The following is a 25,176-nucleotide window of genomic DNA, read 5'->3' as shown; positions in this document are numbered from 1 at the left end:
CCACCCCTCCCCGTGGCGCTCCGGCGACCCGGCACGGATCGTGGCACCCGCTCGGAAACCTATGCCGCCGAACGCGGGTGCCACAACTCCATGATCTGCCGGTCCGGTATTACCCGACGCGGTAACGCGGGAACGCGCCGGCGCCGGCGTACCGGGCGGCGCTCTCCAGCTGCTCCTCGATGCGCAGCAGCTGGTTGTACTTGGCGACCCGGTCGGAACGCGCCGGGGCGCCGGTCTTGATCTGGCCGGAGCCGACCGCCACCGCCAGGTCGGCGATGGTGACGTCCTCGGTCTCGCCGGACCGGTGCGACATCATGGTCTTGAAGCCGGCCCGGTGGGCCAGGTCCACGGCGTCCAGCGTCTCGGTCAGCGAACCGATCTGGTTCACCTTGACCAGGACCGCGTTGCCGGCCGCCTCGGCGATGCCGCGGGCGATGCGCTGCGGGTTGGTGACGAACAGGTCGTCGCCGACGATCTGGATCTTGTTGCCGAGCTGCGCGGTCATCGCGCTCCAGCCGGCCCAGTCCTCCTCGGCCAGCGGGTCCTCGATCGAGACGATCGGGTACTCGTCGGCGAGCTTCGCGTAGTAGGCGATCATCTCGTCGGTCGACTTCGGGGCGCCCTCGAAGACGTACGACCCGTCGGAGTAGAACTCGGTCGCGGCGACGTCCATGGCCAGCACGATGTCGCTGCCCAGGGAGAAACCGGCGGCCTGGACGGCCTCGGCGATCAGGTCCAGCGCGGCGGCGTTGGCCGGCAGGCTCGGCGCGAAGCCGCCCTCGTCGCCCAGGCCGGTGGACAGGCCCTTCTTCTTCAGCACCGCCTTGAGCGCGTGGTAGACCTCGGCGCCGGTGCGCAGCGCCTCGCGGAAGGTCGGGGCGCCGATCGGGGCGATCATGAACTCCTGCACGTCGACGTTGGAGTCGGCGTGCGCGCCACCGTTCAGGATGTTCATCATCGGGACCGGAAGCAGCGCGGCGTTCGGGCCACCGAGGTAGCGGAACAGCGGAAGCTCGGCGGAGAGCGCGGCGGCCTTGGCGACCGCCAGGGACACGCCCAGGATCGCGTTGGCGCCCAGCTCGGACTTGCCGTCGGTGCCGTCCAGGTCGAGCATCTTCTGGTCGATCAGGCGCTGCTCGCTCGCCTCGTACCCGAGCAGCTCGTCGGCGATCTTGTCCTCGATGTTGACGACCGCCTTCTCGACGCCCTTGCCGAGGTACCGGCCCTTGTCGCCGTCACGCAGCTCGAGCGCCTCGAACGCGCCGGTGGAGGCGCCGGAGGGCACCGCGGCGCGGCCGACCGTGCCGTCGTCCAGGCCGACCTCGACCTCGACGGTCGGGTTGCCCCGGGAATCCAGGATCTCGCGCGCGACGATCGCTTCAATGGTGGCCATTTGTGGTGTCGCTCCCTAATGGTTTGTACGGATACAGTTTCGGTCCGCGACCCTGCGGGCCGACCACACCCGCAAGAGCGTATCGAGCCCGTGTGCCGCGCGTTCGCCCGGCCGGTCAACTTCACCGCCCGGTATACCTCAAAACAGCGGCCCGCCTGCCGAAACAGGGGGCACTATGAGCAGCAGCCTGTTTCCCGACGGCGCACGCGTCGAGATGGAGGCCGGGGGCGAGAGCCACACCGGCGTCCGCGTGGTGGCCGCCTCCACCACGGTCGTGACGGTCTCGCTCGCCCGCTCCCAGGTGCCGCTGATCGGCTCCACGGTGATTCTGCGCTGGTCCGCCGCGCCGCGCGGCCGGTACGAGGTATCCGCCGCGGTCGCCGGGATCGACGAGAACCGGGTCCAGCTGCGCCTGGACGGGGAGCCGCAGATCACCCAGAACCGGCTGTACGTGCGTGGCGGCGGGGGCGAGCCGATCGTGATGAGCCGCCCGGAACATCCGGACGCGATCGGCTGGGTGCACGACATCAGCGAGCGCTCGGTGCGGGCGCACTTCACCGATGTCGAGGTGCGGCCGGGACACGAGGTGACGCTGCGGGTACAGCTCGGGCCGGATGCGATCGACCTGCACGCCACCGTCACCAAGGCCAGCGCCGTACGCCAGCAGGTGCCGGTGCGCGGCCCGCTCTCCGTGGAGATGGTGGCGCTCTACGACCCGGGTGAGTCACAGGCGAAGATCATTAGACGTTATGTCATGCGTTACCAGCTCCTGATGCGTGCCAAAGCCGCGGAGTCGGCCTGAGCAAAGCGGAATACGCAATTGCGGATTCCGCCGGCCAATTGATCGGCGGATATCGTTTGCGGGCGGTGGCCGGGTGGGCCAGGGTGGTGATCGTGGCCCGCCTTCGTTTTGTGAATGGATTACTGGCCGCGGGCGTGCTGCTCGCCGGGGCGGCCTGCACCGGTGTCGACCAGGCCAGCGCCTCCGGGGTCGGGACGGCCGACGCGGTCGCCCAGCTCGCCGGGCAACTGGCCGACTCCGCCGCGCTGACGTACACCGCGACGTACCGGGTGGCCGGCGGGGGCACCGCCACGGTCACCCGGGCGCAGGACCCGCCACGGGTGGCGTACCGGTGGCCGGACGGCCGCCTGATCGTCACGCCGGACGGGCCGATCCGGTGCACGGGCACCCGGACCTGCACCATCACCGCGCCCGGCGGACCGGTCGCGGCGCCGCCGGCGAGCAGCGGGGTGATCACCTCCGGCGCCGCGCAGGCGATGCTGCGGGCCGCGGAGACGCAACCGGCCCTGGACATCTCGCAACGCGACACCACGCTCGCGGCGCGGCATGTGGCCTGTCTGCGGGTGCGCTGGTCGTTCGAGGTGTGCGTGACCGGGGACGGGATCCTGGCGGCCTTCACCGGCACGGTCGCCGGGACGGAGCTGGAAATGACCCTCACCGACCTGACCTCGGCCGCCGGCGACGGTGACTTCCGGATCCCGCCCGGCGCCGACGTGACAGACCGCCGGCCCAGGTGATCCTTCCCGTCCTGGTCGTCTCGCTCTCGACCACCTCCCGTTCGGGACTGACATTCCCGGGTGTTCGCTGTTGTTTCCCCGCACCACAGCCTTCCGTCCGCGGGCGGGGCGGGCCACTGCCGCTGGCCCCGCGCCGGGGTTCCCAAGGTCCCGTCTCCCCCCGGCCACCGGAACCGGATCGCCGGCCCTCTCCCCCCGGCCCCCGGAACCGGATCGCCGGCCGTCTCCCCCGGCCACCGGAACCGGGTCGCCGCCCGGCGAAGATTCGACCCGGCCCGCGGCGGGGCTCAGACGTCCAGCAGGGTGCGCAGGTGCCGCGGGGGTGGCGAGCCGTGCGCCAGCATGGCGTCGTGCCAGGCTTTCGGGGTGGCGCCGAACGGACGGGCCGCGGCGAGGGCGGCGACCTCGGTGTAGCCGACGAAATACGTCGAGAGCTGGGTCGAGGTGAGCAGGGCCCGGCGCCACTTGCCGGCGGCCTCGCCCTCCTCCTGGAAGCCGCGGCCGGTCATCAGGGCCATCGCCTCCGGCTCCGGCAGCTGCTCGCAGTGCACCAGCTGGTCGATGATGGCGTTGAGGCTCATCCGCAACTGCATCTTGAGCTGCTGCATCCGGACCGTGCGGCCGCCGAACCCGAGGCCGGCCATCAGCTCCTCGGCGTAGGCCGCCCACCCCTCCACGAACGGGCCGGACCAGCCCAGCGCGCGGACCCGGGTGCCGGCCCGGAACCGGCGGGCGTGCGCCAGCTGCAGGAAATGCCCGGGCATGGCCTCGTGCACCGTGAGGTTGCGGATCATCTCGTTGTTGTACTCGCGGTAGAAGCTGCGGACCCGCTCCGGTGACCAGCCGGACGGGGCCGGGGCGATGCAGTAGAACGTCGGCACGTCGGCGGTCTCCAGCGGGCCGGGCGGGTCGCAGTAGGCCACCGCGACGCCCCGGGCGAACTCCGGCATCTCCTCGACCACGCACGGGTCGTCGACCAGCGACACGACGTCGTGCCGGCGGACGAACTCGACCGCCTCGTCCATCGACGCCCGGGCCAGGCCGAGGATCGAGGAGTTGTCCGGGTGCCGCTCGGCGATGGTGTCGAGGGCGCGGCGTACGGTGCCGTCGTCGGCCGGGCCGCCGACCAGCTCGGCGGCGAGCTCCCGCAGCACGTCACCGACCCGGTCCAGGTTCGCCCGGGCGCGGGCGAGCACCTCGGCCGCGGAGAGCTCGGTGTCCAGCGTGTGCCACAGGCGCGCCTCCCACAGCCGGCGGCCCAGTCGCGGATCGCGGCCCGGCTCGCCGCTGTCCAGCAGCTGCCGCAGCCAGCCGCCGAACTCGTCGAGCGCCGCCAGCGCGGCCGCGGCGGCCCGCTCGACCGTCACGCGCAGGCCCGGCTCCTGCGCCAGCAGGGCGGGCAGCTGGTCACGGATCAGCCCGGCCGTGCCGGCGAACTGCCCGGCCGCGGTCTCGGCGTGGACGCGGGGCACGTCGCGCAGCACCGCGCGGGCGCCGGCCAGCGCGTCCGGCAGGGCGGCGAGCCGGCCACGCAGGCTCACCAGACGCTCCTGCGCGGGCGCGAACGGCCGGGCCAGCAGAGCGTGCAGCAGCGGGCCGGGGTTGTGCTCCAGCGGGTTCCACTCGTGCTCGCGGACCGCGGTCAGCTCGAACAGCCCGCGCTCGACCGCGGCGGCCAGGATGGCGTGGTCGACCTGCTCCTCGGGGTCGAGCACGTCGGCGTCGACCCCGGTGAGCGTGTCGGCCGCGTCGCGCAGCATGGCGGCCCGGGCCGTGACGCCGGTGGCGGAGAGGTCGGGCAGGCGATCGTCGAAGCGGTGATCGCCCGCGTGCAGGGCGGTGACGGGATCGCTCTCCAGGAGAGCGTCGACGATGCGTTCGGCGAGCGGCGCGAACTCCGGCATGTCCAGAAAACTACTCGGCGGCTCCGGCGTTTTCCGCTGCTCGCACGGCTTGTGCGTACGCCAGGGCGGTCTGCCGCAGCGCGGCCTCGGGATCGAGGCCGGCGGCGCGGGCCTCGGCGACCAGCCGCAACAGCACCGCGCCGAGGTCGTCGCCGGCCGGGAGGGGCACGTCCACCGCGCCCCGCCGCGCCCGCTGCAGGATCTTGGCGGCCAGCGCCAGCGCCGGCTGACTCAGCGCCACCCCGTCCAGTACGGACTCCCGCGCCTTCTCCTCGCGCTTGATCCGCTCCCAGTTGGCGGTGATCTCCTCCAGGTCCTCGACCCGCTGTCCGGCGAACACGTGCGGGTTGCGCCGCACCATCTTGTCGACCAGCGTCCCGGCCACGTCGTCGACGTTCCAGGCCCGGCCGTCCGGCAGCTCCTCGGCGAGCCGGGCGTGCAGCACGATCTGCAGCAGCACGTCGCCCAGCTCCTCGCGCAGCTCGTCCAGGTCGTCCCGGTCGATCGCGTCGTACGCCTCGTAGCTCTCCTCCAGCAGGTACGGCGCGAGCGTGCGGTGGGTCTGCGCCCGCTTCCACGGGTCCCCGCCGGGCGAGACCAGCCGGTCCATCACCGCGACGGCGTCCAGCAGCCGGGCGCCGGGCGGATCCCAGGAGCCGTACATCAGCTCCAGCTCGGCCAGGCCGGGCTCACGGGCCAGCCGCAGGCCGAGCTGCCGGGCGAACGGCTGGTCGCCGTGCGGACCGGCCAGCCAGACCGCCAGCGGCGCGCCGCCGATCGCGTCGAGCAGCCCCTGCGCGTCGGTGTCCAGCACGGTGACCGGCACGCCGGCCGCCCGCAGCGCCGCCGCCTGCTCGCTCTCGGCGGCGGCGAAGACCGGCCCGGAGCGCACCGTGTCCCACGCCTCCGCGGTCAGCAGCCCCGCCGGCAGGCGCGGCGAGGTGACCAGCAGAACGATCCGGGTGCTCAACTGACGTCGGTGACCGGGACGGCCGACTCGTCGCCCAGCTCGGCGGCGACGAGCTGGTAGATCGGGCTGACCTGGCTGTTCTGGATGCCGTACAGGCCGATCTCCAGCGGCTGGTAACGCGGGTTGATCGTGACGTCCAGCGGCTCGGCGATCTCGCGTACCTCGGTGCGGACGGTGACCGCCGCCTGCAGCTGCTGCACCGCCTGCTCGGGCAGGGTGCTGCGGAAGCTCTCGAAGGTGGTCCCGGCGTCCAGCGCCCCGTTGGCGCCGAACCGCTGGTAGATGTCGCGCAGGTCGTCGTCGGTGAGCGGGGCCGGGCGCTGCACCGACTGCTCGACGACGCTCAGCAGGGCGATGTACTGGGTGTACAGCCGGACGTACTCGGCGTTCTCCGGCAGCCGGAGCTTGCCGGCGATCTGGTCGTAGGCGAGGTCGGCGGGCACCGTGACGTTGTGCCGGGCCGCGACCCGGTTCAGCAGCTCGCGGCTGACCAGGACGTTGACGATGTCGGCGCGGGTGATCGGCAGGGCGGCCGGGTCCGTGCCGCTCGCCGGGGCGTTGAGTGCCCCGGTCTCCGGGTCGGTGGCCGGGGCGCTCGCCGCCGGGTTCCGGGTGAACGCGGCACGCGCGTCGTCCCAGATGTCCTGGACCCGTTTCTCGGTGATCCGGGTGTCGCCGACGTAGGCGGCCACGGCCGGTTCGGAACGGCAGGCGGACAGGCCGGCGAGCGCAAGGGACGCGACGACGACCATGGATGCGAGTCGGCGGTTACGCTGCATGGTCAACACTGTCTCACGCGTAATGTGATCTACGTCGCCCACCCCCGATCACCCGCGCGTCGCGGCCGCGGCCGGAGCCGGCGCCGGGCCGAGGACGTCGGAGAGCAGCTGGGCGCACCACTGGAGCAACTCCTGGTCGCGCAGCGGCTCGCCCCCGAGCCGGCGGGTCATCGGCCGCGGGACGCTGACCTGCTCGTTCGCCGGTTTGTAGACCGAATCCGGGTGGTAGCGCTTGAGCCGCATCTGCTTGGAGTCCATCAGCGCGAGCGGCGAGAAGCGGATGTGCTTGCCCTGCATGGAGACGTCGGTCAGGCCGTACGCCCGGGCCAGCTGGCGGAACCGGGCGACCGCGATCAGGTTGACCACCTGGGCCGGCGGCTCGCCGTAGCGGTCGGTCATCTCGGCGACGACCTCTTCCAGCCGGGCGTTGTCACGGGCCTCGGCGAGTTTGCGGTACATCTCCAGGCGCAGCCGCTCGACCGCGATGTACTCGGTGGGCAGGTGCGCGTCGACCGGCAGATCGATCTTGACCTCGGCCTCCTCCTCGGGGCGCTCGCCCTTGAACGCCTGCACCGCCTCGCCGACCATCCGGACGTACAGGTCGAAGCCGACGCCCTCGATGTGGCCGGACTGCTCGCCGCCGAGCAGGTTGCCGGCGCCCCGGATCTCCAGGTCCTTCATCGCGACGTACATGCCGGCGCCGAGCTCGGTGTGCTGGGCGATGGTGGCCAGCCGCTCGTGCGCGTGCTCGGTGAGCGGCTTGTCCCGGGGGTAGAGGAAGTACGCGTACGCCCGCTCCCGCCCCCGGCCCACCCGGCCGCGGATCTGGTGCAGCTGGGCCAGGCCGAGCAGGTCGGCGCGCTCCAGGATCAGGGTGTTGGCGTTCGGGATGTCGATGCCGGACTCGACGATCGTGGTGCAGACCAGCACGTCGAACTCCTTCTCCCAGAAGCCGACCATCACCTTCTCCAGCTGCTCCTCGCTCATCTGGCCGTGCGCCACCGCGATCCGCGCCTCGGGCACCAGCTCGCGCAGTTTGCGCGCCGCCCGGTCGATCGACTCGACCCGGTTGTGCAGGTAGAAGACCTGCCCGTCGCGGAGCAGCTCGCGGTGGATGGCGGCGGCGACCTGCTTGTCGTCGTACGCCCCGACGTAGGTCAGGACGGGGTGCCGCTCCTCCGGCGGGGTGGCGATCGTCGACATCTCCCGGATGCCGGTGATCGCCATCTCCAGGGTCCGCGGGATCGGGGTGGCCGACATGGTCAGCACGTCCACCGACGCCCGCAGGGCCTTGAGCTGCTCCTTGTGTTCGACGCCGAACCGCTGCTCCTCGTCCACGATGATCAGTCCAAGGTTCTTGAAGCGGGTGGACTTGGCCAGCAGCCGGTGCGTGCCGATCACGATGTCCGCGGTGCCGTCGGCGGCCTGCTCCAGGGCGAGCGCGGCCTGGCTCGGCGTCTGGAACCGGGACAGCTGCCGGATCTGCACCGGGAACTGGCTCATCCGCTCGGTGAACGTGTTGAAGTGCTGCTGGGCGAGCAGCGTGGTGGGCACCAGCACGGCCACCTGCTTGCCGTCCTGCACCGCCTTGAACGCCGCGCGCACCGCGATCTCGGTCTTGCCGTACCCGACGTCGCCGCAGATCAGCCTGTCCATCGGGACGGCCAGTTCCATGTCGTGCTTGACCTCGTGAATGGCGGCCAGCTGATCCGGGGTCTCGGTGTACGGGAAGGCGTCCTCCAGCTCGCGCTGCCACGGGGTGTCCGGCCCGAACGAGTGCCCCTTGGAGGCCTGGCGCGCCGCGTACAGCTGGATCAGCTGCGCGGCGATCTCCCGGACCGCCTTCCGGGCCCGCGCCTTGCTCTTCTGCCAGTCGGCGCCGCCCATCTTGTGCAATGCCGGCTGCTCGCCGCCGACGTAGCGGGAGAGCTGGTCGAGCTGGTCGGTGGGGACGTAGAGCCGGTCACCGGGCTGGCCCCGCTTGGACGGGGCGTACTCGATCACCAGGTATTCCCGGTCGGCGCCGTTGACGGTGCGCTGCACCAGCTCCACGTACCGCCCGATGCCGTGCTGCTCGTGCACCACGAAGTCGCCGGCCTTGAGCTCCAGCGGGTCGATGGTGTTGCGCCGGCGGGCCGGCATCTTGCGCATGTCCCTGGTGGACGCGCCCCGGCCGCCGGAGATGTCGTTGCCGGTGATCACCGCGAGCCGGGACGCCTCGTCGACGAAGCCGTGGTTCAGCCCGCCGCAGGTGACCAGCAGCTGGCCGTCGGCGATCGGCGCCGTGATCGCGTCGACCGGGGTGACCCCGATGCCCGCGTCGCGCAGCAGCTCGGTGGCCCGCTGCGCGGTGCCCTTGCCCTCGAAGACCAGCGCGATCGCCCACCCGGCCGCGGCCCACCCGGACAGGTCGCCGGCCAGCTTGGCGGTGTCGCCGTGGTAGAGCGGCACCGGCTGCGCGGCCAGCGCGACGGCGTCGCCGGTGTCCGGGGCGACCTGCACCGTCGCGGCGTCCTCCCACGGCAGGGCCTCCGCCGCCGGGGTGTCGGCCAGGCCGAACGGCGAGATGGTCCACCACGGCTGGCGCAGGGTCGCCGCGTGCGACCGCACGTCCGCGAGGCTGCGGAAGGCGACCGCGCCGACGTCGATCGGCGCCTGGCCGCCGGTGGCGGCCGCGGCCCAGGACGCTTCGAGGAACTCGTCGGAGGTACGGGTCAGGTCGTGCGCCCGCGTCCGGATCCGCTCCGGATCGCAGAGCAGCACGTGGGTCCCGGCCGGCATGCAGTCCAGCAGCAGCTCCATGCTGTCGGTGCCGTCGAGCAGGGCGGGCGCCAGCGACTCCATCCCCTCGACCGGGATGCCCTCGGCCAGCCGGTCCAGGATCTCGGCCAGCTCCGGATGCCGGGCCGAGAGCGCGGCGGCTTTCGCGCGGACCGCCGGGGTCAGCAGCAGCTCCCGGCACGGCGGCGCCCACAGCCGCTGGACCTGCTCGATGGTCCGCTGGTCGGCGACCGCGAAGGTGCGGATCTCCTCCACCTCGTCGCCCCAGAACTCGACCCGGGACGGGTGCTCGTCGGTGGGCGGGAAGACGTCCAGGATGCCGCCGCGCACCGCGAACTCGCCGCGCTTGGTGACCAGGTCGACCCGCGCGTACGCCATGTCGGACAGTCGCCGGGCGATCGCCTCCAGCTCCGCCTCCCGGCCGGTGACCAGCTCCACCGGCTCCAGGTCGCCGAGCCCTTTGAGCTGCGGTTGCAGCAGCGACCGCACCGGCGCGACGACCACCTGCAGCGGCTTCTCGCCGGGGTGGGCCAGCCGGCGCAACACGGCCAGCCGGCGCCCCACCGTGTCGGAGCGCGGCGACAGCCGCTCGTGCGGCAGCGTCTCCCAGGACGGGTAGACCGCCACCCGGTCCGCCTCGATCAGGCAGCCCAGCGCGTCGGCCAGGTCGTCCGCCTCCCGGGAGGTCGCGGTGACGGCGAGCACCGGGCGCTGGGCGCCGCCGATGCCGCTCGGGCCGGCCACCGTGGCGACCACGAACGGGCGCAGCGAGACCGGCGCGGTGAGGTCGAGCGAGTCCGAGTCGACGAAGCCCTTACGGGCCAGGTCGCGGGCTCGGGCGAGGCCACGGTCGCGCAGGGCGGCCGGGATCAGACCGGCGAGTTGCATGGCGAGGACCCCCAGCAGGCACGACGAACGACCCCGGTCGCCCACGGGGGGCGGGGGTGTGCGAACAGCTTAGTCCGACCCGGCGACAGTCCGGCCGCGTGCGCCTTATCGGACAGCATGTCCGACATGCGATCGGCGCCGTCGTGCAGGGTGCTCGACCATACGCTCAGCAAGGCCGGGGAGGGCATCGTGCGTATCCTGCTGCTCGTCAGCGCGTCCGACGGCGTGCGCCGGTGGGCCGGCAGCGCGCGGCCTGCGCACCGCACGCCCGGCGCCCGGACCAGGCCCGCGCGAGCCGCCGCCGTGCCGGACCCTCGACCGGGCCCGGTCCCGCGCCCGGCGGTACCGGCCTGAACCTCGATGAGTCTTCTGCACACCCCGGACCCCGGGGCTTCCCCGCCTGCCCGCGAGACCCCGCCCATCCCGGGGCAGCGGGCGCCGGCCGGCCGCGCGCCGATGGAGGCCGAGTCGGCCGCCGCCACGCTGATCCTGCCGTCCCGCTACAACTACAGCGCGTACAGCGTCCTGGCCGGTCCCGCCGACCCGCCGCCCGCCCCGGACGGCGGGTACCGGGTGGCGATGCACCGGATGACGCCGCGCCGGCCGATCCGCACCCTGCTGATCACGCTCTTCGCCTTCGCCTTCGAGAGCACCTTCCTCGGCTGGCTGATCGCCGCGATCGAGGTGCCCGACCAGCGGCTGCACCCGGTGCTCTTCGTGGCGACCACGTTCATGCTGGTGGCGACCACGGCGATCGAGCTGTTCCGACTGGTCAACGTGGTGACGCTGAGCCTGGCCACGCTGTGGGCCCGGGATCCGCGCCCGGTCGTGCCGGACACCGGCACCCGGGTGGCCTTCCTGACCACCATCGTGCCCGGCAAGGAGCCGATCGAGATGGTGGAGAAGACGCTGCGCGCGGCGCGGCGGATCCGCTACGCCGGGCACTACCAGGTGTGGCTGCTCGACGAGGGCGACGACCCGCTGGTCAAGCTGATGTGCAAGCGGCTGGGCGTACGGCACTTCAGCCGGCGCGGCCGCGCGGAGTACAACCAGCCGGCCGGCGCCTTCAAGGCCCGCACCAAGCACGGCAACTACAACGCCTGGCTGGACGCGCACGGCGACGAGTACGACGTGTTCGTCTCGGTCGATCCGGACCACGTGCCGCTGCCCAACTTCTGCGAACGGCTGCTCGGCTACTTCCGCGACCCCGATGTGGCGTTCGTGGTCGGCCCGCAGATCTACGGCAACTACGACAACCTGATCACCCGCTGGGCCGAGTCGCAGCAGTACCTGTTCCACTCGCTGCTGCAGCGGGCCGGCAACCGGCGGGGCATCGCCATGCTGGTCGGCACCAACAACGCGGTCCGGATCGCGGCCCTCAAGAGCATCGGCGGGCTCCAGGACTCGATCACCGAGGACATGGCGACCAGCCTGGCCGTGCACGCGGCCCGCAACCCGGCGACCGGCCGGCGCTGGCGCTCGGTCTACACCCCGGACGTGCTCGCGGTCGGTGAGGGCCCGTCCTCCTGGACCGACTTCTTCACCCAGCAGCACCGCTGGTCGCGCGGCACCGACGAGGTGGTGGTCCGCAGTTTCGCCGGGCTGCTGCGGCGGCTCGGGCCGGGCCGGGCGCTGCACTACGCGCTGCTGATGTCGTACTACCCGCTGACCGCGCTGGCCTGGCTGCTGGGCGCGGTGAACGCCGCCTGCTTCCTGCTGCTGGGCGCCAAGGGCGTGCAGGTGCCGCAGCAGGTCTGGCTGATGCTCTACGTGGATGCCGCGCTGTTCCAGGTCGGCCTCTACCTGTTCAACCGGCGGCACAACGTCAGCCCGCACGAGGAGTCCGGCTCGACCGGGCTGCGCGGGATGCTGGCGTCCACGCTCTGCACGCCGATCTACGTGTCCTCGCTGATCGGCGCGGCGCTGCGGCGCACGGCCGGCTTCGTGGTCACCCCGAAGGGCGACTCGACCAGCCCGGACCGGCTCGCCACCTTCCGACCCGGGCTGCGCTGGGCCGCGTTCTACGCCGTCCTGCTGGCCGTCTCCCCGATCGTCGACCACGTGGACCCGGCGATGTACGCCTGGCCCGCGCTCAACCTGCTCATCTGCCTGACCCCCGTCGCGCTGTGGCTGATCGGCCGCGCCCGTACCCGGAAGGAAACCCGCGCATGAAGCCGCGCACCCGGCCCACCCTGGCCCGCCGCCTGCTCAGTGTGCTGGCCACGCTGCTGGTGACCGCCGGGGTGGTGGTGGCCAACCGTCCGATGGTGGCGGCCGGCGCGGAGGCGCTGCACACCTTCCAGATCAACCGGCAGTCCTACAAGGAACGGTACGGACATTGGTCGCGCCTGCCGGTGCCGCGCGACTTCCGGGTCAACGCCATCCACGCCGCCCTGCTGCACACCGGCAAGGTGCTGATCATCGCGGGCAGCGGCAACGACCGGGAGGAGTTCGAGGCCAAGTCGTTCCGGACCGTGCTGTACGACCCGGCGACCGACGAGTTCAGCGAGGTGCACACCCCGACCGACGTGTTCTGCGCCGGGCACACCTTCCTGCCCGACGGCAAGCTGCTCGTCGCCGGCGGCACCAGATCGTACGAGGTGCTGGAGTCCGAGGTGGAGCGCGCGGCCGGGGTGATGAAACTCAAGAACGAGTCGCCGGACGGCGGCCCGCGGGTCCTGCCCAAGGGCACCCGGCTGGTCTCGGCGAGCGGCCGGCAGTACCGGACCCGCAGCCGGGTGCAGGTGCCGGCCGCCCGCAAGACGGTGCACGGACCGCACGTGACGGTGCTGGCCGGTGAGGCCGAGGTCTGGGTGGACGCGGTGGACAAGGGTGACGGCCCGGTGGTGAAGGCGCCGGCCCAGTACTCCGTGGCCGGGCTCACCGGCGCGGACGCCCGCAACCTGTACGGCGTCGCCGAGAAGATCACCCGGGAGAAGCAGGAGTACGGCGGCGACCGTACCTCCTACGAGTTCGACCCGGTCACCGAGCGGTACGTGCGTACCGGCAGCCTGACCGACGCCCGCTGGTACCCCACGCTGGTCGGGCTGCCCGGTGGCGACGTGCTGGCCGTCTCCGGCCTGGACCAGTTCGGCCGGGTGCTGCCCGGGCGCAACGAGCGGTACCTGTACGCCCGGCACCGCTGGGTCGCCGCCCCGCAGTGGAAGCGCTACTTCCCGACCTATCCGGGCCTGCACCTGATGGCCGACGGGCGGATCTTCTATTCCGGCTCCAACGCGGGCTACGGCTCGGACACCGAGGGGCGTACCCCGGGGGTGTGGGACCTGCGGCGCAACAGCTTCCAGCCGGTGCCCGGGCTGCGTGACCCGCGGCTGACCGAGACCAGCTCGTCGGTGCTGCTCCCGCCGGCCCAGGACCAGAAGGTGATGATCTTCGGGGGTGGCGGCGTGGGCGAGTCACCGGTGTCCACCGCGCGCACCGCCGTGGCCGACCTCACCGCCGCGCGGCCGGAGTACCGGCCGGGACCGGACCTGCCGAAGCCGGCCCGCTACCTGTCCACCGTGCTGATGCCGGACGACACCGTCTTCACCACCGGCGGCTCGTCGGGCTACCGGGGTGGGCCGTACCGCGGCGAACCGCGCAGCGACCTGCACAACGCGCAGTTCTACGACGCCCGGCGCGACACCTTCCGCACCGCGGCCGAGTCGGCCGTGGGCCGCAACTACCACGCCGAGGCGATCCTGCTGCCGGACGGCCGGGTGATCACCCTGGGCAGCGATCCGCTCTACGACGAGTCCGGGAAGAACGCCGGCACGTTCGAGCAGCGGATCGAGATCTACAGCCCGCCGTACCTGTTCCGTGGCGCCCGCCCGGCGATCACCGACGGGCCGGCCGAGGTGTCCCGGGGCGGCACCGCCCGGTTCACCACCCCGGACGCCGGGCGGATCACCGCCGCGCGCCTGATCCGGCCCAGCGCGGTGACCCACGTCACCGACACCGACCAGCGGTCCGTGTCGCTGACCGTCCGGCCCGCCGCCGGCGCCGTCGACGTCGTCGTACCGCACGGCGCCGGCCTGGTCCCGTCCGGCTGGTACATGCTCTTCGTGACCGACGACCGCGGCGTGCCGTCGGCCGGGCGCTGGGTGCGGGTGCGCTGAACCGATGGGCCGGCACGTCTACCGACCCGGCCGGCTGCGCCGGGGCGTGCTGCTCGGCGGGGTGCTCGTGCTCGCCGCCACGGCGGTCGCACTGCGCGACCGGGAAGCCGCGCCCGCGGTGCGGGTGCCGGCGGCCACACCGCCGGAGGACCGGCCGCTCTACGTCGATCCGACCGGCGCGGCCGCCGCACAGGTACGCGCGTACGAGCGGGCCGGGCGCACCGCGGAGGCGGCCATCGTGCGCCGGATCGCCGGGCAGCCGGTCGCCACCTGGTTCACCGACTCCCGGCCGGACACCGTGCACCGGGCCGCCCGGCTGGTCGCCACCGCGGACCGGGCCGGGAAGGTGCCGGTGCTGGTGCTCTACAACATCCCGTACCGGGACTGCTCGGGGCACTCGGCCGGCGGTGCGCGCGACGCCCCGTCGTACCGCAGATGGGTCGCCTCGATGGCGGCGGCGCTGCGCGGGCGCAGCGCCCTGGTGGTCCTGGAACCCGACGCGGTGGCGCACGCGGTGACCGGGTGCCTCGGGCGCGGACCGGCCGCCGAGCGGTTCGCGCTGCTCGCCGGCGCGATCGAGACGCTGGCCGCGCTGCCCGGCGTGCGCGTCTATCTCGACGCCGGGAACCCCACCTGGGTGCCGGCCGACCGGATGGCGCCGGCGCTGCTGCGCGCCGGGGCGCAGCGCGCCCGCGGTTTCGCGCTCAACGTCGCCAACTTCGAGACGACCGAGGACAACCTGACGTACGGAGCGCGGCTGTCCCGCCTCCTCGGCGGCTCCCCCTTCGTGATCGACACCAGCCGCAACGGCAACGGGCCGGCGCGGCGGGGCACCGGCGACCGGCACTGGTGCAATCCGCCCGGCCGCCGGCTGGGCCACCCGCCCACGCTGCGGACCGGGCATCCATCCGTCGATGCCTACCTGTGGGTGAAACGCCCGGGCGAATCCGACGGCGCCTGCCGCCCGGGAGCTCCCCCCGCAGGTCAGTGGTATCCCGCCTACGCGCTCGCACTGGCCGGGTGACCGTTGGCGGCCGGAGCGGTCGTGAGACTCTTGACTCAATTCGCCCCCTCGGCGGGGTACGCCGATACGATCTGCGCAGTCGGGACAGCGCCGTCCTGGAGCCATCCGAGCGAAGGAGCGCCCCCGATGACAGAGCTCCCTGCCCACCTCGACGAGCGAGAGGGGTCCGACGCCGCGCTACGTGCCGACATCCGCCGTATCGGCACGTTGCTCGGGCAGACTCTGGCCCGCCAGGAAGGCCGGCCGCTGCTCGACCTGGTCGAGGAGATCCGTGCCCTGGTCCGCCAGGACGTGCAGGCGGCCGCTGAGCGGCTCGCCGCGATGGACATCACCACCGGCACCAAGCTGGCCCGCGCCTTCTCCACCTACTTCCACCTGGCCAACATCACCGAGCAGGTGCACCGCGCCCGGGACCTGCGGCGCCGCCGCGCCAAGGAGGGCGGCTGGCTGGACCAGGCGGCCAAGCGGATCGCCGAGAAGGGCGTCCCGGCCGACGAGATCGCCTCGGCCGCCCGCCGGCTCGCGGTCCGCCCGGTGTTCACCGCCCACCCGACCGAGGCCGCCCGCCGGTCGATCCTGTCGAAGCTGCGCCAGGTCGCCGACTCGCTGGACGCCGAGTCGGCCGCCGCCGCGCTGTACGGCGACACCGACACCACGCTCTCCACCAAGCGCTTCGCCGAGCTGATCGACCTGCTCTGGCAGACCGACGAGCTGCGCCTGGACCGGCCGGACCCGACCGACGAGGCGCGCAACGCGGTCTACTACCTCAAGGACCTGTACGCCGAGGCCGCCCCGCAGGTGCTCGACGACCTGGCCGAGACGCTGCGCCGGCTGGGCGTGGAGACCGCGCCGACCTCCCGGCCGCTCACCTTCGGCTCGTGGATCGGCGGCGACCGGGACGGCAACCCGTTCGTCACCCCGGCGGTCACCCGCGACGTGCTGCTGATCCAGCACGAGCACGGCATCCAGGCCGCCGAGCGGGCGATGGACAAGCTGATCGACGAGCTGTCCGTGTCCCGGCGGCTGCGCGGCGTCTCCCTGGACCTGTCCGCCAGCCTCGCCCAGGACCTGGACAACCTCCCCGAGATCCCGGAGCGGTTCCGCCGGACCAATGCCGAGGAGCCGTACCGGCTGAAGGTCCGCGCGATCAAGGCGAAGCTGGCCAACACCCGGTCCCGGCTGCAGCACGGCACCCCGCACGTGCCCGGCCGCGACTACCTGGGCAGCGACGAGCTGATCGCCGACCTGGAGCTGATGCGCGCCTCGCTGGCCCGCAACTCGGGCCAGCTGCCCGCGCTCGGCGTGGTGGCCACCGCGATCCGGCAGGCATCCGCCTTCGGCCTGCAGCTGGCCACGCTCGACGTGCGCGAGCACGCCGAGAAGCACCACGAGGTGCTCCAGCAGATGTACACCCAGGTGGGCGAGGTGGACGACTACGCCGTGCTGGACCGGGCCGACCGCACCAAGCTGCTCGCCGCCGAGCTGACCGGCCGCCGGCCGCTGTCGAGCGCGGACACCCCGCTGACCGACTCGGCGCGCAAGACGTTCGACGTGTTCAACACGATCCGGGAGGCGCAGGACCGGTTCGGCATGGACGTCATCGAGTCGTACATCATCTCGATGACGCTGGGCGTCGACGACGTGCTCGCCGCCGCGGTGCTGGCCCGCGAGGCCGGCCTGATCGACATCCACACCGGCCGGGCCCGGGTCGGCATCGTGCCGCTGCTGGAGACCCCGGCCGAGCTGGACGCCGGTGGCGACCTGCTGGACGAGATGCTGTCGCTGCCGGCGTACCGGGAGATCGTCCGGGCCCGGGGCGACGTGCAGGAGGTCATGCTCGGCTACTCGGACTCCAACAAGGAGGCCGGGATCACCACCAGCCAGTGGCGCATCCACAAGGCACAGCGGTCGCTGCGCGACGTGGCCCTGCGGCACGGGGTGCGGCTGCGGCTGTTCCACGGCCGGGGCGGCACCGTCGGCCGGGGCGGCGGCCCCACCCACGAGGCGATCCTGGCCCAGCCGTACGGCACGCTGGACGGCGCGATCAAGGTGACCGAGCAGGGCGAGGTCATCTCGGACAAGTACACCGTGCCCGCGCTGGCCCGGGAGAACCTGGAGCTGACCGTGGCGGCGGTGCTGCAGGCCACCCTGCTGCACACCACGCTGTCGGTGGACCCGGTCCGGCTCGAGGTCTGGGACGCCACCATGGACACCGCCTCGGACGCGGCGTTCGCGGCATACCGCGCGCTGGTGGAGAACCCGGACCTGCCCGCGTACTTCTGGGCGGCCACCCCGACCGAGCTGCTCGGCGCGCTGAACATCGGCTCCCGCCCGGCCAAGCGGCCGAACGCGGACGCCGGTCTGAGCGGCCTGCGGGCCATCCCGTGGGTGTTCGGCTGGACCCAGACCCGGCAGATCGTGCCCGGCTGGTTCGGCGTCGGCACCGGCCTGGCCGCGGTCCGCAAGGCCGGGCTGGGCGGCGAGCTGGACGCGATGCACGAGCACTGGCAGTTCTTCCGCACGTTCCTGTCGAACGTGGAGATGATGCTGGCCAAGACCGACCTGTCGATCGCCCGCCGGTACGTCGAGACCCTGGTCCCGGAGAACCTCCACCCGATCTTCGCCACGATCGAGGAGGAGTACGAGCGGACCGTCCGCGAGGTCCTGGCCATCACCGGCGGCTCGCAGCTGCTGGCGGCGCAGCCGGAGCTGTCGCGCACGCTGGGGGTCCGGGACACCTACCTGGAGCCGCTGCACCACCTGCAGGTGGCGCTGCTGCGGCAGTACCGCGACCTGGGCGAGACCGCCCGTCAGGCGCCGTCGGCGCCGGGCGCCCGGCGCGGCCCGTCGGACTCGACGGCGCTGGAGCGTGCCCTGCTGACGACGGTGAACGGCATCGCCGCCGGTATGCGCAACACCGGCTGATCCGGCCCTTCAGCAGGCCCGGAAGCCTTCCGGCTTCCGGGCCTGCTGCTGTCCGGGGTCAGCTGGTCTCGCCGGCGAGGCTGAACGAGCCCAGGCGGTTGATCGCGAACACCGTGCACCCCACCACGAACAGCAGGCTCATCACCGCCGCCGTCGTGATGCCCACCCGGGCGTCCAGGATGGCGGTGGGCTGCAGCTTGTCGGCGATGGTGATGACGTACTGCTCGATGGAGAGCACCCGGGTGCCGCTGACCCAGCGGCCCAGCAGGCCCTCCCAGATCAGGATGTAGACCAGACCGAGCAGCACCGGACGCCGGGTGACCAGGCTGAGCAGCAGGAACAGCGCGGTGTAGGCGAACGAGCCGACCACCGCGGCCAGCGCCAGGGCGCCCCCGAAACCGGCCGAGTCGGCGAGCAGGCCGGCGACGAACAGCGGGATCGCCGTGGTGACCGCGGTGGCGGCCACCGCGACGGCGTACTTGGCCAGGATGATGTCCCGGCGGGCCAGCGGCTTGGTGAGGATGTGCACCAGCGTGCCGTCGTCCACCTCGGAGCCGAGCACCCCGGTGCCGACGATCAGGGCGATCACCGGCAGGAGCACCGCGCAGCCGAGACCGACGATGACCGCGGCGCCCCACCGGTTCGGTTCCAGGTCGTACGCCCGGCAGATCGCGGCCAGGCCGATGAGCAGCACGGGCAGCGGCAGGAGCATGAGCGCCCGGCGCCGGCCGAAGAGACCACGTGCCGTGATCATGGCGACGGTGGACATCAGGCCTCCAGCAGGTAGGAGAAGACGCTCTCCAGGGACTCGTCGGACGGCACCAGCTGGTGCAGCCGGATCCCCTGGTCGAGGGCGATGCGGGGCAGGGTGCGGGTGAAGTCGCCGTAGTCCGAGGCGCGGACGGTGAGCCCGCCGGCCTCGATCTCGATGCCGCTCACCGATTTCTCGGCGATCAGCGCGACCGCCAGCCGCCGGTCGTCGGAGCTGCGCACGGCGAACACGTGCGGCCGGTTGGTCATCAGCCGGCGGATCTTACGGTAGTCGCCGGAGGCGGCGAGCCGGCCCGCCACGATCACCTGGACCAGGCCGGCGACCTGCTCGACCTCCTCCAGGATGTGCGAGCTGAACAGGATGGTGTGCCCGTTGTCGCCGAGGGTGTGCAGCAGCTGCATCATGTGCATCCGCTGCCGCGGGTCCATGCCGTTGAACGGTTCGTCGAGCAGCAGCACCCGCGGCTCGTGCACCAGCGCCGCGGCCACCCGGGTGCGCTGGCGCATGCCCTTGGAGAAGGTGCCGATCCGGCGGTGCGCGGCGTCGGTCATCTCGACCAGCTCCAGCGCCCGGCGGGTCGCCCCGGCCGGGTCCGGCAGCTTCTGCATCCGGGCGCAGGCCAGCACGAACTGCTCGGCGGTGAGGAAGCCGTGCACCGACTCGCGTTCGGTGACCAGGCCCAGGTCGCGGTAGACGGCCGGGTGGCGCCAGGTGGGCTTGCCGTCGACGGTCACGGTGCCCTTGGAGGGGCTGAGGAAGCCGGCCATCATGTGCAGGATGGTGGTCTTGCCGGCGCCGTTCGGGCCGAGCAGGCCGGTCACGCCGGCGCCCAGCGACATGGTGATGTCGTTGACCGCGACGACGTTGCCGTACCAGCGGGAGACGTTGCGCAGCTCGACCACGCCGGGCGTGGCGCCGGCCGGCACGGCGGGTGCGGTGGGCTGGGTCTGGGTCGTCACAGCGCGGCCACCTTCCGGTAGCGGGCGAGAAGGAGCAGGAGGCAGGCGGCGATCAGGCAGAACGCCTCGATGCCGTAGATCGGGCCGTACCGGCCGAGGTCCATCCCGATGTCGCTGCCGAGCGCCCAGGAGCCGACGCCGCTGATCAGGGTCATCGGACTGGCCAGGCCGGCCATCTGGTTGGCGGCGCTGGACGGCAGCTGGGTGAGCACGCCGACCACCGGGGTGGTGACCAGGAAGATCGCCACGATGCCGCCGGCGGCGAACGCCTGCTTGCCGGTCAGCGACGCGACCAGCAGGCCGATACTGGTGAACAGCAGCGCCCAGAGCAGGCTGTAGGTCCAGCCGGGCACCAGCTCGCGCACCTCGTCCCAGACCCCGCTCAGCCCCTTCTCGGTGGTGAACGCGGCGCCCAGGAACATGATCAGCTGCGGCACGCCGAGCAGCAGCCAGACGGCGGTGACCATGGCCAGGAACTTGGCGATCACGTAGTCGGCGGCGCGCAGCGGGCGGCTGAAGTAGAGCGGCAGGGTGCCCGCGCGGATGTCCCGGGAGACCAGCGTCGGCGCGAGGATCGCGACGAAGAAGATGATCAGCCAGCTCAGCGAGTCGTCGAATTCGACGTAGCCGAATTCGAAGTCGGGCACCTGCGACTTCACCGCGGCGATGATCACCGCGACGAGCACGGTGATCCCGGCGACCAGCCAGGGGAAGATCTTGGCTTTGGCGGACCGGCCGAAGCCGAACGCGGCGCGCACCCCGTGCCCGTAGAGCGCGGTGATGGTGGCGGCGCGGCCCAGGCGGGGGCCTTCGTACCGCTGGTAGCCGATGTCATGGATGACGCCGGTCTCAGACATCGGCGGTCTCCTTCGCGGTGAAGAGCTCGGCGACACGGTGCCGGCGCTGGTCCAGGCGGTGCAGGTTGAGGTCGAGGTCGGTGACCGCGCGCAGGATCCGGTCGTACGCCGTGTCCGACTCCATCGGCACGAGCAGCAGCCGACCGTCCCGGGTGACCGGCAGGCCCACCTCGGCGAGGCGGGCGGCGAGCTCGTCCGTACCGTCGCTGACCTCGACCGCCAGCACGTCGGAGGCGGCCGTCATGGTGGAGATGCGGTCGGCACGCAGCAGCCGGCCGCCCTGGATCGCGATCAGCGAGTCGCAGATCCGCTCGACCTCGCCGAGCAGGTGCGAGCAGACCACCACGGAGATGCCGAACTCGGTGCCGATCCGGTGGATCAGGGCGAGCATGGCGTCCCGGCCGGCCGGATCGAGGCCGTTGGTGGGCTCGTCGAGCAGCAGCAGATCGGGGTCGTGCACCAGCGCCTGGGCGAGCTTGACGCGCTGCTTCATGCCGGTGGAGTAGCCGCCGATCTGGCGGTACCGCTCCTCGTAGAGGCCGACGTGGCGCAGCGCCTCGGAGGCGCGCTCGCGGGCCGCGGTGCGCGGCAGGCCGCTCATCCGGGCCAGGTGGGTGACGAATTCGGCGGCCGACACGTCGGGCGGCAGGCAGTCGTTCTCCGGCATGTATCCGACCCGCGCCCGCACCTTGTCGGTCTCGGTGACCGGGTCCAGATCGAAGACCCGGACCGACCCGGAGCTGGGGGCGAGCAGGCCGAGCAGGATCTTGATGAACGTACTCTTGCCGGCGCCGTTGGCGCCGACGAGCCCGATGACGCCGGGCTCGACCGCGACGGTGAGGTCGGCCAGGGCGGTCACCCCGCCCCCGTACGTCTTGGTGAGCGCCTGAGTAGCGATGATGTTCACGGCCTCAGCCTAGGAAGCCCGTGCACGCCGGCGAATAGGGAAGGACCCTGAGGCGTACTCAGGGTCCCTCAGCGTTTTCACAGGTTCGCGGAGCGCCGCCCGTGGCGCTCAGCCGATCACCACCTGGAAGACCGGGAGTCTGCCCAGGCGACGGTACTCGCGCAGGGCGGCCGGGGTGGAGTCCACCGAGGAATCCTGCCCCTTCCGGTTGGCCGGTGTCTCGAAGTGCACCATCGCCTTGATCGCCGGGAAGCGTCCGATCTGCCGCCCCACCTCGCGGTAGAACTCCGCCATGTGCCCGGGGTTGCGCTTGCTGAACCAGACGCCCCACTCGGCGACCATCAGCGGTTTGCGGGGGTGGTGCGCGCGTACCCAGTTGTAGAAGCCCGGCCATCCCGGCTTGCGCGCGGACCGCCGGTTGAGCAGCTCGGCGAAGTCCCCGTGCCCGTATCCGGGGTCGCTGTACGAGTACGTGTCGAACCCGATCCAGTCGACCACGTCGTCGCCCGGGTACATGTCGCTGAACCAGCTCTTCGTGGTGTGCGGGACGTACGCCATGTGCACCAGCACGGTGACCAGGTGGTCCGCCCCGTGCCGGCGCAGCCGCTCGACCACGTGCCGGAACATCGCCGCGTAGTCGCGTGCGGTGTACCCCGAGCCGGCGCGCTCGCGTACCTGGTCCTCGGCCTCGTGGTGGATCGCGAAGAAGAACGGCTCCCGGAAGTTGTGCCGCAGGTGCCGGGCCATCCGGTCGAGGAACTCGTCGGTCCTCCGGTCACCCTTGGCGATCCGCGCCCAGGTGGTGCTCTCCGGCTTCCAGTTGAGCAGCAGGATCCGCTTGCGGCCGGGCTGCCGGGCGATGGCGATCTCCTGCGGCGTCGGGAACACCTGCCGGATGCCGTGGTGGTAGCCGTGGTAGATGTCCTGGTGCCGGCCGGTCTTGCGCTCGAAGTCGGCGAGCGCCGGGGAGCCGCGCTCCTCGGTCCGCGCGCCGGGCGCCACACCCCACAGCACACCGCAGGTGGGCACCAGCTTGCGCCCGGTGCGGCAGGGCTTGCGCGCCGGGGCGGTCCGGGCCGGCCCGCCGGCCCGGACGGGGCCGGCGGCGACGCCCAGCCCGGAGGCGGTCCGGGCCGGCACCACGGCCCGCCGCGGACCGGCGGCGACACCGAGCCCGGAGGCGGCCCGGCCCGGCACCACGGCCCGCCGCGGACCGGCGGCGACACCGAGCCCGGAGGCGGCCCGGCCCGGCACCACGGCCCGCCGCGGACCGGCGGCGACACCGAGCCCGGAGGCGGCCCGGGCCGGCACGCCGGGCCGCAGCGGGCGGGCGGCGGCGCTGAGCACGGTGGGCCGGAGCCGGTCGGCCCGGTCCGGGTCCGCCGGCAGGGTCATGGGCGGCGCGGCGGTCCGCGCGGGCGGCGTTTCCCGGTACGCCGCCGACCGGCTGGCGCCCGGCATCGCGGTCATCACCGGATCGCCGGACGGCACCAGCCCGATCTGTTCGACGCCCCCGGTCCACGCCCAGGCGAGGGTGGTCACCACGGACATCGCGAAGGCGGTGACCGTGGCGACGCGTAAGGTCTGTCTCACAATCGCCCAGTATTAAAGGATCATCAGCATTTGTCCAGCAATATGCCTTAATAGCCCGGTATCGGGCGAACGGATGATTTTGTCAGCGGCACACCGAGATCGCCGGGCCGTCTCGACCGGATGGCATCGGGCTGCGAAACTGTCACCCAAGTCGGCCGCGGCAAGGGGATAACAAGGTGAGTGGCTCGGTATTGCCCGAAGACGTCCTCCGGGACGCCCCGTCGTTCGCCCCACGCCCGTTCGAGCTGGCAGATCTCGAGCTGCTGCTCTCCGGGGCGTACGCTCCGCTGGACGGGTTCCTGACCCGCGCCGACCTGGTGTCGCTGGCGCGCAGCGGCCGGCTCGCCGACGGCACGCCCTGGCCGGTGCCGGTGACATGCGAGATCCCGGCCGAGCTGGCCGAGCGGCTCGACCCGGCCGACCCGGCCCGGCGCACCGTGGTGCTGACCGACCTGGAGGGCGCCCCGATCGCCGCGATCGAGGCGACCGACGTGTGGCGGATCGCCGACAACCGGTACGGCCTGGGCGGCCCGGCGCGGCCGATGGGCGACGGCGGGCACGGCCCGTTCCAGCGCCTGCGCCGAGCGCCGGCGGAGGTCCGGGCGCTGCTGCCACCGGGCCGGGTGCTCGGCGTGATCGCCGACCGCCCGCTGCACCGGCCGCAGCTGGCACAGATCGCGCACGCCGCCCGTACCCTCGCCGCGCACCTGCTGATCCTGGTCCCGGTGAGCGGCCACGGGCCGGACGGCCTGCCGCCGGAGGCACTGGTCCGAGCGATCTTCGCGGCCCGGGACCGGCTGCCCCCGGCCACCGTGGTCGCCGTCCCGCTGATGCCGCACGGCGACGAGATGCGCGACGCGCTGCTGCGCTCCCGGGTCGCCGCCGCCTACGGCGTGACCCACGTGCTCTCCACCGGCGAGGCGCTGTCCGGTGCCGGGCTGCGCGTGCTCGTCCCGCGCGAGCTGGCCTACGACAACCGGGACGGCCAGTGGCGCTGGCGCGAGGACATCCCGCCGCGCAACCGTCGGGTGGCGATGAGTCCCGCGGAGATCGATGACCTGCTGGACCGCGGCTTCCCGCTGCCCGAGTGGCACACCCCGCCGGCGGTGGCCAAGGAGCTGTCCCGGGTGCGCCCGCCACGCCGGCACCGCGGCCTGGTGGTGTTCTTCACCGGCCTGTCCGGTTCCGGCAAGTCGACCATCGCCCGGAACCTGGCCGACGCGCTGCGGGAGACCGGCGACCGGACGGTCACGCTGCTCGACGGCGACGTGGTGCGCCGGGAGCTGACCGCCGGGCTGGGCTTCAGCAAGGCCGACCGGGACCGCAACGTACGCCGGATCGGCTGGGTGGCCGCCGAGGTCGGCCGGCACCGCGGCATGGCGGTGGCCTGCCCGATCGCGCCGTACGAGGCGGCCCGCGCGGCGGTGCGCCGGATGGCGGTGGAGGCCGGCGCCGGGTTCGTCCTGGTGCACGTGGCCACCCCGCTGGAGGTCTGCGAGCGCCGCGACCGCAAGGGCCTGTACGCCCGCGCCCGGGCCGGCCAGCTGCGCGGGATGACCGGCATCGACGACCCGTACGAGGAGCCGCTGGACGCCGAGCTGACCGTCGACACCACCACGATGTCGGTCGCCGAGGCGGTCGAGACGGTGCTCGGATACCTGGTGGAGAACGGCTGGGTGGAACCCAAATTGACGTAGGAGAGTCGTCGACCCATCACTCGCGGCGGGAGTCGGGCGTTACCCCTCTGGGGCGAAACGCCCAAAGCTG

17 protein-coding genes are annotated in these 25,176 nt (G+C 72.7%); 7 read left to right on the top strand and 10 right to left on the bottom strand.

Features of this window, described 5'->3' with window-relative positions:
- Positions 1-109: 109 nt before the first annotated feature.
- Positions 110-1,393: a phosphopyruvate hydratase gene (eno, locus tag ACTEI_RS03730; protein ID WP_122976355.1), complete on the bottom strand. Its 1,284-nt coding sequence runs from the start codon at positions 1,391-1,393 to the stop codon at positions 110-112.
- 175 nt (positions 1,394-1,568) lie between these two features.
- Here eno and ACTEI_RS03725 point away from each other — a divergent pair, with 175 nt between their 5' ends.
- Positions 1,569-2,195: a hypothetical protein gene (locus tag ACTEI_RS03725; protein ID WP_122976354.1), complete on the top strand. Its 627-nt coding sequence runs from the start codon at positions 1,569-1,571 to the stop codon at positions 2,193-2,195.
- A gap of 110 nt (positions 2,196-2,305) precedes the next feature.
- Positions 2,306-2,932 carry a hypothetical protein gene (locus ACTEI_RS03720; protein WP_145830956.1) on the top strand — a complete coding sequence of 209 codons (627 nt, stop codon included), beginning with the start codon at positions 2,306-2,308 and terminating at the stop codon, positions 2,930-2,932.
- 287 nt (positions 2,933-3,219) lie between these two features.
- Here the strand turns inward: ACTEI_RS03720 and ACTEI_RS03715 are convergent, their stop codons facing one another.
- The 4 genes from ACTEI_RS03715 to mfd are packed head-to-tail and all read right to left on the bottom strand — an operon-like array spanning position 3,220 to position 10,254.
- Positions 3,220-4,836 carry a DUF885 domain-containing protein gene (locus ACTEI_RS03715; RefSeq protein ID WP_122976352.1) on the bottom strand — a complete coding sequence of 539 codons (1,617 nt, stop codon included), beginning with the start codon at positions 4,834-4,836 and terminating at the stop codon, positions 3,220-3,222.
- Positions 4,837-4,846: 10 nt separating this feature from the next.
- Positions 4,847-5,806: a nucleoside triphosphate pyrophosphohydrolase gene (locus tag ACTEI_RS03710; protein ID WP_122976351.1), complete on the bottom strand. Its 960-nt coding sequence runs from the start codon at positions 5,804-5,806 to the stop codon at positions 4,847-4,849.
- On the bottom strand, positions 5,803-6,585 hold the full coding sequence (locus ACTEI_RS03705) for a hypothetical protein (RefSeq protein WP_145830957.1): 783 nt from the start codon (positions 6,583-6,585) through the stop codon (positions 5,803-5,805). The genes ACTEI_RS03710 and ACTEI_RS03705 overlap by 4 nt, the downstream gene beginning before the upstream one ends.
- A gap of 48 nt (positions 6,586-6,633) precedes the next feature.
- The gene (mfd, locus tag ACTEI_RS03700) at positions 6,634-10,254 is read right to left on the bottom strand and encodes a transcription-repair coupling factor (protein ID WP_122976349.1); all 3,621 of its coding nucleotides are present in this window, start codon (positions 10,252-10,254) and stop codon (positions 6,634-6,636) included.
- Positions 10,255-10,614: 360 nt separating this feature from the next.
- Between mfd and ACTEI_RS03695 the strand changes: the two genes are divergently transcribed.
- The 4 genes from ACTEI_RS03695 to ppc all read left to right on the top strand — a co-directional run bounded on the left by ACTEI_RS03695 (position 10,615) and on the right by ppc (position 18,321).
- Positions 10,615-12,426, top strand: coding sequence for a glycosyltransferase family 2 protein (locus ACTEI_RS03695; RefSeq protein ID WP_239082287.1), 1,812 nt, complete (start codon positions 10,615-10,617; stop codon positions 12,424-12,426).
- A complete protein-coding gene (gene glxA, locus ACTEI_RS03690) occupies positions 12,423-14,372 on the top strand; it encodes a radical copper oxidase GlxA (protein ID WP_122976347.1) in 1,950 nt (649 codons plus the stop codon). The genes ACTEI_RS03695 and glxA overlap by 4 nt, the downstream gene beginning before the upstream one ends.
- Positions 14,373-14,376: 4 nt before the next feature.
- Complete coding sequence (locus tag ACTEI_RS03685) at positions 14,377-15,396, top strand: glycoside hydrolase family 6 protein (protein ID WP_122976346.1); 1,020 nt, start codon at positions 14,377-14,379, stop codon at positions 15,394-15,396.
- A 126-nt stretch (positions 15,397-15,522) separates the two neighbouring features.
- A complete protein-coding gene (ppc, locus tag ACTEI_RS03680; RefSeq protein ID WP_122976345.1) occupies positions 15,523-18,321 on the top strand; it encodes a phosphoenolpyruvate carboxylase in 2,799 nt (932 codons plus the stop codon).
- A 58-nt stretch (positions 18,322-18,379) separates the two neighbouring features.
- On the opposite strand, the gene ACTEI_RS03675 is transcribed toward ppc, so the two are convergent.
- The 5 genes from ACTEI_RS03675 to ACTEI_RS03655 all read right to left on the bottom strand — a co-directional run bounded on the left by ACTEI_RS03675 (position 18,380) and on the right by ACTEI_RS03655 (position 23,409).
- Complete coding sequence (locus tag ACTEI_RS03675) at positions 18,380-19,090, bottom strand: ABC transporter permease (protein WP_122976344.1); 711 nt, start codon at positions 19,088-19,090, stop codon at positions 18,380-18,382.
- Positions 19,090-20,019: an ABC transporter ATP-binding protein gene (locus tag ACTEI_RS03670; RefSeq protein ID WP_187645925.1), complete on the bottom strand. Its 930-nt coding sequence runs from the start codon at positions 20,017-20,019 to the stop codon at positions 19,090-19,092. The genes ACTEI_RS03675 and ACTEI_RS03670 overlap by 1 nt, the downstream gene beginning before the upstream one ends.
- Before the next feature lie 29 nt (positions 20,020-20,048).
- A complete protein-coding gene (locus tag ACTEI_RS03665; RefSeq protein ID WP_122976342.1) occupies positions 20,049-20,909 on the bottom strand; it encodes an ABC transporter permease in 861 nt (286 codons plus the stop codon).
- The gene (locus ACTEI_RS03660) at positions 20,902-21,816 is read right to left on the bottom strand and encodes an ABC transporter ATP-binding protein (protein ID WP_122976341.1); all 915 of its coding nucleotides are present in this window, start codon (positions 21,814-21,816) and stop codon (positions 20,902-20,904) included. The genes ACTEI_RS03665 and ACTEI_RS03660 overlap by 8 nt, the downstream gene beginning before the upstream one ends.
- 108 nt (positions 21,817-21,924) lie before the next feature.
- Positions 21,925-23,409, bottom strand: a complete 1,485-nt coding sequence (locus ACTEI_RS03655) for a glycosyl hydrolase (RefSeq protein ID WP_244940666.1) — start codon at positions 23,407-23,409, stop codon at positions 21,925-21,927.
- 176 nt (positions 23,410-23,585) lie between these two features.
- On the opposite strand from ACTEI_RS03655, the gene cysC reads away from it, so the two are divergent.
- Positions 23,586-25,106 (top strand): adenylyl-sulfate kinase, encoded by a 1,521-nt coding sequence (gene cysC / locus ACTEI_RS03650; protein ID WP_122976340.1) that lies wholly within the window; start codon positions 23,586-23,588, stop codon positions 25,104-25,106.
- Positions 25,107-25,176: the final 70 nt, after the last annotated feature.

Source organism: Actinoplanes teichomyceticus ATCC 31121 (genome assembly GCF_003711105.1).
Lineage (GTDB): Bacteria > Actinomycetota > Actinomycetes > Mycobacteriales > Micromonosporaceae > Actinoplanes > Actinoplanes teichomyceticus.
Note: the sequence above shows the minus strand (reverse complement) of the source record. Positions and strands in the feature narration are given on the sequence as shown.